5 protein-coding genes are annotated in these 5559 nt (G+C 42.7%); 3 read left to right on the forward strand and 2 right to left on the reverse strand.

The window, feature by feature from the left end; genetic code table 11:
• From EI162_RS13130 to dnaK, 3 genes are all read left to right on the forward strand, one after another.
• Window positions 1-353 (forward strand): IS30 family transposase (locus tag EI162_RS13130; protein ID WP_192524768.1); only part of this gene is annotated, 353 nt, incomplete at its 5' end.
• A 52-nt stretch (window positions 354-405) separates the two neighbouring features.
• The gene (gene grpE / locus EI162_RS13135) at window positions 406-1005 is read left to right on the forward strand and encodes a nucleotide exchange factor GrpE (protein WP_192524769.1); all 600 of its coding nucleotides are present in this window, start codon (window positions 406-408) and stop codon (window positions 1003-1005) included.
• Between the two features lie 271 nt (window positions 1006-1276).
• A complete protein-coding gene (dnaK, locus tag EI162_RS13140; RefSeq protein ID WP_192524770.1) occupies window positions 1277-3220 on the forward strand; it encodes a molecular chaperone DnaK in 1944 nt (647 codons plus the stop codon).
• 117 nt (window positions 3221-3337) lie between these two features.
• Here the strand turns inward: dnaK and EI162_RS13145 are convergent, their stop codons facing one another.
• Window positions 3338-4147, reverse strand: coding sequence for a methyltransferase domain-containing protein (locus EI162_RS13145; protein WP_192524771.1), 810 nt, complete (start codon window positions 4145-4147; stop codon window positions 3338-3340).
• Between the two features lie 71 nt (window positions 4148-4218).
• On the reverse strand, window positions 4219-5451 hold the full coding sequence (locus tag EI162_RS13150; protein WP_192524772.1) for an 8-amino-7-oxononanoate synthase: 1233 nt from the start codon (window positions 5449-5451) through the stop codon (window positions 4219-4221).
• Between the last annotated feature and the right edge of the window lie 108 nt (window positions 5452-5559).

Below are 5559 nucleotides of genomic sequence, written 5' to 3' on the forward strand. Positions count from 1 at the left end.
GTGTGGGTCATAAAACGGCACAGCAAGTATCAGAGGCAATGATAGGTATCCTAAAGCCAGTGAGGTTGCAGGTTAAGACCATTACCTCTGATAATGGTAAAGAGTTTGCTCAGCATAAGAAGGTGAAACAAAAGCTCTTTAGCGCTTTCTTCTTTGCCGATGCTTATGCGTCATGGCAGCGAGGAACCAACGAGAATACCAACGGATTAATCAGAGAGTTCTTGCCTAAGGGTTGTGACTTTAGACAAGTCTCTGATAATGAGATACAGGACATTGAGAATAAACTAAACAACAGACCAAGAAAACGCTTAGGGTTTAAAACGCCCAATCAGGTGTTCTATAATATAATTTAGCGTTGCACTTGGTGTGTTAATCTAAGCATTATTAAAATTCTAAGGAGTTATCATGAGCGAGCAAAACCAAAATCAAGAGCCTGTTGATCAAAATGTGACGCATGACAATATTGAGCATAGCGACAGTATTTTGGAAGAAACCATGAAAGAGTTTGATCCACAAAACAACGAAGGCGAAGAAGCGACTATCGAGAATGAAATTAACCTTGATACCTTTGCTGCGCGCATTAAAGAGCTAGAAGGCGAAGTTAAACAAGCCAAAGAAGGCACTGCTCGCGCCAATGCTGAAGCTTATAATGCGCAAAAACGCATGGAGCAGGAAACAGATAAAAGCAAAAAATTCGCCCTGCAAAAGTTTGCAAAAGAGTTGTTAGAAGTCGTCGACAACCTAGAGCGTGCTATCGAAAACGCCCATGCAGATGATCCTGTTACTGAAGGTGTAAAACTGACCCATAAAGCGTTATTAGACGTGTTAAATAAAAATGGTGTCGAAGTGGTTGAACCACAAGGCGAAAAATTTAACGCTGACTTACATGAAGCGGTAGGTATCGACCCCGATGCGCCAGCTGATACGGTTGGTACAGTGTTGCAAAAAGGCTATAGCTTAAACGGTCGTCTATTGCGTCCAGCAATGGTACGTGTTGGGCAATAGTATTTAAGATAATAGTATTTAAGACAATTCGGCTTAAAAACTAGTACCGCGGGTATTAGTATTTAAAAAAGAAGTCTTTAACAGTGCTAAACCTTATCAGAAGTAAGGGTTTTCACAAAAAATCACATAAAAGGCATTATTTACGTGGTTATTGACTTGAAAAAACGACCACGTAAACCTATATAAAGCAACAAGTGACCCGCTAGAGACAATTTCTAAGGTCTGATGATATAAATATTTTTGTTTAAAAATAAATTAGGAGCAATTAATTATGGGTAAAGTAATTGGTATTGATTTAGGTACAACTAACTCATGTGTCGCAGTGATGGAAGGCGATAAAGTTAAAATTATCGAAAACGCTGAAGGTACTCGTACCACACCATCGATTGTCGCTTATAAAGATGACGAAATCCTCGTTGGTCAGTCAGCCAAGCGTCAAGCAGTGACCAATCCAAGCAACACCTTATTTGCAATCAAGCGTTTGATTGGTCGTCGCTTTGATGACAAAGTTGTGCAAAAAGATATCGGTATGGTGCCGTACAAAATCGCCAAAGCGGATAACGGTGATGCGTGGGTAGAAATCAATGGTAAAAAATTAGCACCACCACAGGTGTCTGCTGAAATCTTGAAAAAGATGAAAAAAACTGCCGAAGACTATCTTGGTGAAAGCGTGTCTGAAGCGGTCGTTACTGTACCTGCTTACTTCAATGACTCACAACGTCAAGCGACTAAAGACGCTGGTAAAATTGCTGGTCTAGATGTAAAACGTATCATTAACGAACCAACGGCTGCTGCACTTGCTTATGGTATGGACAAAAAGCAAGGCGATAGCACTGTTGCCGTTTATGACTTGGGTGGTGGTACATTTGACGTATCAATCATCGAAATCGCTGATGTCGATGGCGAGCAGCAATTTGAAGTACTAGCGACCAATGGTGATACATTCCTTGGTGGTGAAGACTTTGACTCAGCCTTGATTGACTTTTTAGTGGCTGAATTCAAAAAAGACCAAGACGTTAACCTAAAAGGTGACTCTCTGGCGATGCAGCGTCTAAAAGAAGCGGCAGAGAAAGCGAAAATTGAGCTATCAAGTGCCCAAAGTACTGAAGTGAACTTGCCATATATCACCGCTGATAGCAGTGGTCCTAAGCATTTGGTAGTTACTATCAGTCGCTCAAAACTTGAGAGCCTAACAGAAGAGCTAGTACAACGTACAATGGGCCCATGTAAAACTGCCCTAGAAGATGCTGGTCTAAAAATTGGCGATATCGATGATGTCATCTTAGTTGGTGGTCAGACTCGTATGCCATTGGTACAGCAAAAAGTACAAGAGTTCTTCAGTCAAGAGCCACGTAAAGACGTGAACCCTGACGAAGCAGTAGCCGCTGGTGCAGCGATTCAAGGCGCGGTGTTGTCTGGTGATAAAACTGACGTACTATTGCTTGATGTGACGCCATTGACGCTAGGTATCGAAACCATGGGTGGTGTTATGACCCCAGTTATCGAGAAAAACACCATGATTCCTACCAAGAAATCACAGGTATTCTCAACGGCAGAAGACAACCAGCCAGCCGTAACCATTCAGGTTTATCAAGGTGAGCGTAAAATCGCCAACCAAAATAAACAGCTTGGACGTTTTGATTTAACGGACATTCCACCAGCACCACGTGGTCTACCACAAATCGAAGTGAGCTTCGACATCAACGCTGACGGTATCATGAATATCTCAGCAACTGATAAAGGTACTGGTAAAGCGCAAAGTATCCAGATTAAAGCAGATTCTGGCTTGTCGGATGAAGAAGTCGAGCAAATGGTTCGTGACGCAGAAGCAAACGCTGCGGAAGATGAGAAATTTGCTAACCTAGCGCAAGTGCGTAACGAAGCAGATGGTCGTATCCATGCGGTACAAAAAGCGCTAAAAGAAGCGGAAGATAAAGTCACTGAAGATGAAAAATCAACAGTAGAAGCAGCGGTCACTGAGCTTGAAACAGCGGCGAAAGAAGATGACCATGACGATATCAAAGCCAAACTTGAAGCCTTAGATAACGCTTTCTTACCAATCAGCCAAAAGATTTACGCTGATAGTGGTGCGGGCGCAGAGGGTATGGATCCAAGCCAGTTCCAAGAAGGCGCTGAAGGCGCAGCGGATAGTAGCCAAGCCGACGATGATGTCGTTGATGCTGAGTTTACTGAAGTAGACGAAGACAAAAAGTAAGGCTATTAATAATTAGTTAAATTAACAAGCTGTTCAATTAGAAAAACGCATCCTTCGGGGTGCGTTTTTTTATGGTTGTTATTTATAAAAGATAACCTACCACTCTATATCTTGTCTTTACGGTTTAAACGCACTCACTATCAGTACTTCGTAAGTCAAATTAACGATAGGCTGCCCAATATCATCTTGCGCTGAAAAATGTTGCCAATAATCTGACTCAAACTGTTGCAAGCGTGCTTTTGTCCACCTAAAGGACTGGGTATTGCTGGAGTTTATTTGAGTACGATTCGTCGATACGCCCGTCAGTTTCATATGTTTTAAGACAGCGTAGGGACTGGAAAACGGTAACTCAAAACGCTGGGTGAACAGTTTGATTTTCTCAAATCCAGCATTGACGAGTGCTAATTGCCACTCATCAATGTCTGGATAATCGAGTCCTTGACCAGTCAAACGCTTAATCTGCCAAAAATTATTTGGCGTAAAAGTGTTAAATAGCAGTTGACCGCCCGCTTGTAAGCGTAACGCTGACTGTGCGACGAAACTTAAAGGCTTATCAAACCACTGCACTGCGTTAGCACTGATTATCAAACTATGCTTTGCTACCAAATCCATGGTTTCAGCATCACCGATCTCTATATCGGCAGTTGGTAATATTGATTGCAGTGTATCGGTCTGTTCAGCGCATAACTCATTGATCAGCCAATGCTGGCTTTGTATCTGTGCAGCTATTAAACGGGTCATTTGACCGGTTCCTGCACCGACTTCCAACACACTATCTTGCTGCGCATGTGCAATATTGGAGGATAAGTATTGACAGACTTGCTGCTGAATATTGGCATGCTGGTCATAGTCGCTGGCATTGGCAAAATGACGAGCGATGGTTTTTTTTCTGGTGCTAAATGTATCCGTTTTGGCGAGTGTTTTCATAAGGTTTATTATATCCAAGTGAGCCAGTTATCAATCGATAGTAGCGCTGACATCTCTATTACAGAACAGCGTCATAACTGTCTTATCAATTGCTCGCAGTCTTTATTTGTTAGCTTGGCATTCATGACCAAACGGATACGCGCCGTGTTTGCAGGAACGGTGGGTGGCCTGATAGGCATCGCGTAAAAACCTGCTGCTTGCAACTGTTGTGCTTTGGCAAGAGTGCTGGCGTTATCACCCAATATGTAAGGCACAATGGGTGACTCATAGTTTGGATATTGAATAGTTGGAGAGACACGGTGTCGTTGGACGATGGCTCGACTAAGCTTGGTAGACAATTGCGCTAAATGCGCACGTTGGTCATTTAGCGTTGGCATTTTTGCTAAAATAAACCGTGTCCATGCGTGATTGATAGGGGGTAATGCAGTACTAAAAATGAGCGGACGCATGGTGTTAATCAGCCATTGCTTGACGATGTCATCACACATGATATAAGCACCTACTGAGGCAAAAGCTTTACCAAAAGTACCGACCAAATAGTCAATATTAGCCAATGTCTGTGTTTCTTCTGCGAGTCCCAAGCCTGTATCACCCAACACACCAATGGCATGAGCCTCATCGACATACAGCTCAATGCGAGCATCTTTGGCTTTTAATTGTACCAGTTGACATAAATCAGCACGATCACCATCCATACTAAAGATGCTTTCAGTGACAACAATAATGCGCTCAATGTCTGGATTTGCTTGCTTAATAAATGTAGCCAAATGCTCATAATCATTGTGACGATAACGGCGATAGGTAACCAGCTTGCTTTGACTTAGACGCAGACCATCGATAATACTGGCATGTACTAGCTTGTCAGCCAGAATAAGCGTTTTGACTGGCAAGGCTGTTAGGGCTGGTAATATGCCAAGGTTGGCATGATAGCCGCTATTCAATACCAACACCGACTTTGAGACAGAGGTATCTTGTTTGTCCACCGCGGTTTGATACCATTCCTGCAACTCAGACTCTAGCGCTTGCAGTTGTGCATCACTTCCAGTGAGCAAGCGTGAGGACGTCGCACTCATTTTAGGTGTTTGTGCGGCTGATAGGAGTCTTATTTGGTTGAGAAATTCGTTTTGTAATTCAGTGTCGCCGCCTAAGCCAAGATAGTCGTTACTGGTAATATTGAGTAAGGTCTTACCTTCGCTAATAACGTATGGCCCATTATGTTGAAGGTTGGGTAGTTGACGATATTGTTGGGTGGCTTTGAGTGCTATAAGCGCTTCTTGTAGGCGACTATTTATAAGTCCAGTCATTACTTTTACCTTAAAATATTCGTTATCGATTAGGGGCTGTATAGAATTGGGAGATAGTTGAAAAAAATAAGCAACGCCTTACACTCTTGTTTACCACAACAAAGAGAA

The sequence above is a fragment of the Psychrobacter sp. FME6 genome, from assembly GCF_014861365.1.
Classification (GTDB): domain Bacteria; phylum Pseudomonadota; class Gammaproteobacteria; order Pseudomonadales; family Moraxellaceae; genus Psychrobacter.